General features: G+C 43.0%; 4 protein-coding genes and 1 pseudogene. 1 reads left to right on the top strand and 4 read right to left on the bottom strand.

Annotated features, from left to right (window positions below):
- The 3 genes and pseudogenes from F6K20_RS22550 to F6K20_RS22540 all read right to left on the bottom strand — a co-directional run.
- Positions 1-490: pseudogene (locus F6K20_RS22550) on the bottom strand (GAF domain-containing protein); the annotation flags it as partial.
- A 488-nt stretch (positions 491-978) separates the two neighbouring features.
- Entirely contained in the window at positions 979-2,169 is a 1,191-nt protein-coding gene (locus F6K20_RS22545) for an RNA-guided endonuclease InsQ/TnpB family protein (RefSeq protein WP_044492492.1), read from the bottom strand.
- Between the two features lie 726 nt (positions 2,170-2,895).
- Positions 2,896-3,522, bottom strand: coding sequence for a type I restriction endonuclease (locus tag F6K20_RS22540; protein ID WP_287253467.1), 627 nt, complete (start codon positions 3,520-3,522; stop codon positions 2,896-2,898).
- A gap of 662 nt (positions 3,523-4,184) precedes the next feature.
- Here F6K20_RS22540 and F6K20_RS22535 point away from each other — a divergent pair.
- The gene (locus F6K20_RS22535) at positions 4,185-4,607 is read left to right on the top strand and encodes a helix-turn-helix domain-containing protein (protein ID WP_008181378.1); all 423 of its coding nucleotides are present in this window, start codon (positions 4,185-4,187) and stop codon (positions 4,605-4,607) included.
- A gap of 244 nt (positions 4,608-4,851) precedes the next feature.
- On the opposite strand, the gene F6K20_RS22530 is transcribed toward F6K20_RS22535, so the two are convergent.
- Positions 4,852-5,478 (bottom strand): DUF3747 domain-containing protein (locus F6K20_RS22530; protein WP_287296089.1); only part of this gene is annotated, 627 nt, incomplete at its 5' end.

Below are 5,478 nucleotides of genomic sequence, written 5' to 3'. Positions count from 1 at the left end.
TGAGGATGTTACTGTGCTCATCCAGTAAAAAAATACTGGTGCGGTCTGCTTTTAGTATATTTCCAGCTTTTCGGGTCAGGCGACGTAACATTTCTTTGAGGGTGTCCACTAACTCCCCTAAAGCGTCATCAACGGTGTTCACCTCTTCGATAGGCTTTGGTTTTGCGTTCGCGTAGCTTGGCCTAGGGCCAATCCCATCACTGGTATCGACGGTATCTACTTCACTAGTATCTACTTCAATCTCTGAGGATTTCACTGGAGTTTCCAGTAAATCTAAACCAGCGATTTCTCGCCAGTTTAACTGCAATGCTTGACAAATTTCTACAAAGAAAAGACCTTTAATGGGCTTTCCGATCAGAAAAAGATTAACAATGGGCAAGTCTAAATCTAATTCATTAGCTAGGTCTATATCTCTTCCCCGACGCTTACGCTTCCAAACTAATTTGACTGTTTCGAGGTACTTAGGGTGTACACTATATAATTTTTCCATTCTTTTTTGATTTGGGGAAAGCTGCTTATCTCAACTCCAAATGATTAGGGAGTAGCAAAAAAATAAAATACCAGGTTTTAGCTTGTCGGATAGGCAAAAAAGTTGGTTTTCAGTTTTATAGATTAAATTAGGTTCCCCACCCTACTTTAATTGGTATTTTTTTTCATGCAAGTCCCGGCTGTCAATCTATTGGTTTTTATGGATATTCCGGATACTTCATGTCACTGCTCTTAGTTTCTAATAGGTTTATCCCATTAGTTAACTAGACTCCCTAGGTAGTTTTACCAAACTAGTTGCTGCTTTCACTAGTGGATTGCGCTAGATGTTGCTAGGCAATTAACCGTGCTTGTTAATAACCTATAAGTTATTGATAACAGTCACAGTATCAGCTACATAGCGTCAGTTACCCTTACCTAAATTACCACTATGGTGAAGATACCATAGTTGGTATACAGCTGTCGCACCTGATCATTGACATCCTCCCCTCCCTAAGCAACTTCCCTATGCTCAGTCACTTTGAGGGAGGGGATTCCTAACTCTCGCGAATTAGGTTTTCTGCTTCGACCCGTGCCAACTAGAGTATCGTGACCGATACTCCCCGTCGCTTCCAGTCCACAGACATTTTCTACTACCGTCTGCCCGACGGCATTTAACCCTCTATTTCTAAGAACCTGACTAGCTGCTACATCTCTTGTGGTTCTGTATCCACACTCATCGCAGTGGTGAAAGCGAATATCTAGAGTTTTTTTGCCAGTGTGTGCCTTCGGACAGGCTTCGCCAACAACAAATATCATGCCAGCACCATCACACAAATGATGAGCTAGTTTAAAGTGCCAATCTTTACGAGTGTCAGATATGCGCTGATGTAGTCTAGCTATTTTCTGGTTTAGCTTGTATCTATTATTTGACCCTTTTTGCTTATTCTTTAGCCTACGTTGCAGCAATTTCAGCTTGCGCTGTAGGGTGATCAGAAATCGAGGTCGCTTAATCTCTTCACCATCACTGGTAGCTACAAACTTGAGGACGCGATTTCCGAGGTTGCCTCGGAAATTAAAGCCGTCCGTGTCAAACCCCAAGTCCAAACCTCTAGGATGACCGTGAGGCATGGGACTAGAGACATTGACATTTAGCTGTAGTGACAGCATCACAAAATAACCAGATGCTTTTCTAACTATCCTCGCTTGCTTGACTTGAAACCCAAAGGGAATAGGCCTTGACTGTCGCCATTTCACCCATCCCAGTTTTGGGAACTTAATCCCATCATCTCTAATTGGGTCTTTTCCTAACTGTGGAAAGACAAACGACCGCATCCGATACTTATTCTTAAAGCGAGGCCAACCAAAACCTCTGGCTTTCATATCGTCCCAAGCTCTATCTAAAGTTCTTAGGGTTTGTTGTAGTACTTGAGAGTGAACTGTTTTCAGATGAGGATAGAGTTTCTTGGCTTGAGTTAATTGCTTGGCTTGCTTATGGTAATTCGGAAATGGTTCGTCGGCAGAAATGATGTACTCGGATTGAATCGAACAAGCATTAATAGGTGACTTACGAGATGCACACCAATCTTTACGCTGCCTAAGGGCAAAATTCCAGACAGAACGACAAATATCTAGGGTTTGCTCGATAGATTCAATCTGTTCGGCAGTTGGTTCTAGTTTGTACTCGTAGGTCATGGTTAGCATGGCCAAATTATAGCTTACATGGGCTATAATGTTGTGTAAATATTTAAGAAATTTGCCAATTATCGGGGCATCTAACCCCTCAATTGGCTTGAGGGAGTCCATGTATCCCCGCCCTATGACATCGTGTTCGTCAGCTAACACTCGTCATGTCCGACGGGGTTTTATAGTTCCCTCAAACTCCCTCGTTTCGATAATAATGCTTTTTGCGAAAAAGGTAAAGTCCTTTCCAGGAAATGTAAGCAGTCAGCTAATACGCTACGCCCATGGTACAGAAACTGCTTCTGAGAGGTTGTCTGAGAAGTCTCATTTGCTACATCCAAGCCCCCGTTGGTCCCCCGAGCGAGCAATCCCTCGCTCGGGGGACTTTTAGAAGCAAATTGACTCTTGTTCCCCCCAAAGTTGGGGGGTCAGGGGGGCAAAATTCAGTATCAAAAAACTTGGGAGATATCCTCTGAGCAGTAAGCTAAACCATCCAGGAAAAGTTGGACATTTTGCTGAGGGGCGCGAGTAGATCAGTTATCCTGGACAACCCCGTCAAGATGTTGATAGCTATCAGTTATCAGGTAATGCGCTACAGATGGTGCTACTTGAGGTGCTATCAGCTAATGGGCAAGCTACTTGAGGTGCTTTTGAATAAAAGAGGAAGGTGCGAACAGCTTTTGAATAAAATAAGCTGACAGCTGACGGCTGACAGCTGACTGCTGACAGCTGACTGCTGACAGCTGACTACGGATTTTGGATGGTTTGGTTAATACGTTTTAAGATCCTCATAACAGTGTAAAAATCATCTTTGTTCTCAAGAGCGAATGTATAGGATTGAGCATATTTAGGTGGCTTTTGAGTTGTCATCTTTAGGAATTTAAACTCATTTCCATTGGTGATAAACCCCAGGACAGGTTGCTCTGGATTAGGATTAGCCAACATATACGCTAAGACTTGAGGAATTCCAGCTGCTAAGGCATATTTTGTTCCTTTTGCTTCAATTACAGTAACCCAGAATTCTGGTTTAAAAATCAGAATATCAATACGTCCAGTAACAATCATACCCTCATCTTCGGAGGTGATTTTAACTTCTTTCTCTGCTGTGATTTCAAAGGGATGACGATCAAATCCTGCTAGTCTCAGTAATGGCGATATTATCACCATTTTTAAGATCACTTCCAATAACGGAGACTCGGATAAGTACAGATACTCTTCTTTAACTTGCCCTAGCAATTGCTTCTCAAAATCCGTCAGTTCTGGTAAATCGTCTTGCCATTCTCTGAAAAAATTTTCATCATCAGTTCGTTCTAGATGGAATCTGTGTCTTAATTGACGTAAGGTAATCTCTTTTGCAGTAATTGTTGGAACCATGGGTAGTTTTAAATTTATAATTTATAGTTTAAGTAATCGGACGTAAGTGATTACACAGTACCTGATTTATTGATAGCAATTCTCATTACTATGAGAACCGCAATATAGCGGTTTTAAATTAGGTGAGGTACAAGTTTTTTGGTTTTAGGCAACAGGCAACAGGGAGCAGGGAGCAGGGAGCAGGGAACAGATGGACTTTTAGTAACTTTACACAAGTTAATACAGCTACGAGGTTCATTTTTGTCCAGCTACTTATCAGCTGTCAGCTATTAGCACTATTCTCACCCTCAGCACTGAGCCACTTAGCACTGAATTGCGACAATCCAATAGTCTTAGATAACTATTTTACCCCACTACCGTCACTAATCCCACTAATCCCAGTTGACCCCATTGCTTGAGATTGTGACAATGCAATAGTTTGTTTGAGCACCCTCTTTTCTTTATTACCCTATTTAACCCATTAAACCTATTACTCCTTTAAATTGCGGTAATGCAATAGTTTTTGTTAGCACCCTTTTATATCACTAATCCCATTAATCTCACTAATCCCAATTGACCCTATGACTTTAAATTATGCTAATGCAATAGTTTTACTATATCCTTGCCTTTTCAGAACAAGTGTGTTAAAGTAATAATATCGTAAAAGCAATGGTTTACTCCCTATGATGATTTCCACCGCACAAGCCGCTGAATTACTTGGTGTTTCTGCCACTCGCGTCCGTTACCTTCTGGGCAAAGGCAGAGTTAAAGGCGCTTATAAGGTGGGTAGAACTTGGGTGATTCCTTTGTTTGATGGTATGCCGGTGGTCACCCCTGGCACTCGCGGACCAAAACGGAACTGGTCAAAGCGTACAGAGTACACTAAGACAGTGATTCATGTTAACCAGAGGGTGATTCGCAACAATCTCAAGACGGGGGACCGGAATCCTGTGATTACGGTCAAGCGAGGCACTAAAAATGTTTACGGTCATACGGTGGAGGTCAATGGCCCCTGTCGGGTGATGTATCGTCCAGATGATCCCCTCAAGTGTGGAGCACGGGTATGGATTGAGACGATTTCTGATTTTGAAGTGATTTCAGCGTGATGGAAAGCTGTTCAGTATTTAGATTGGGATACCTAAATTGCTCAAAGGGAACAGGGAATAGGGAACAGGGAACAGAGATACAATCCTGTGTATCTCATTAGGGTTGTGTTACGGTAAAAACCCCTATATTAGCAAAAATCTCCCTATCTCCCTATCTCCCTACCCGTGAAATTCTAGTCCGACCCAAGAAACAGCCCTGGGGGTTAGGGGGGCGAAACCAAGTCAACTTAGTATCTCCTATTAATTAGAACCCCTCAAACACTGGTATGCCATCATTTGACGATTCTGCCGGTGCAGGTGGTGGAATTTCAGGGCTAGTGCCAGGAAAACGTTCACCACTAGTCTTGGGTTGGGCTTGTGGTTTGGTAAAAATATATTCCCTGCTGGGAGTAGGTGGTGAGGGTTGAGGGCTACTCGTCCACTGTGGCGCTACAGTATTAGCGATCGCACCATAGGTAAGATAGATGTGACCTAATTGTTTGCCCTGATACATACGTTTGGTAAATCGCCAACCAGGATCAAGAAAGATTTTGAGAAAGCCATTAGCCAAACCTCTGGTGCGGCCAAGCTCAATGTCTGGGGCATTGCGGTCAATACGGTGACTCCCTACTAGTACCAATTCGCCATTGCGTTTAACCACTCTGAGCATATAGTCTAGGCCGAAGTCTTGACTATCGACACGCATAGAATAGCCGTTGCTGTCTGTACTGCGCCCACAAATTCCTGTAAAGTCAAAGTTGAGCAGCAGAGGTTCTACAACAACTGGGTTAGTGCCACTTTCACGCCAGCACGCTTGCCAGTTGGCAATCTGCTCGATGACTAGTAATTGATACTGGTTGTAGCCAAAAGGGGCAGCGACGGCTATAAAATA

The organism is Moorena sp. SIO2C4, from assembly GCF_010672485.1.
In the GTDB taxonomy this organism is placed as follows: Bacteria; Cyanobacteriota; Cyanobacteriia; order Cyanobacteriales; family Coleofasciculaceae; genus Moorena; species Moorena producens.
Note: the sequence above shows the minus strand (reverse complement) of the source record. Positions and strands in the feature narration are given on the sequence as shown.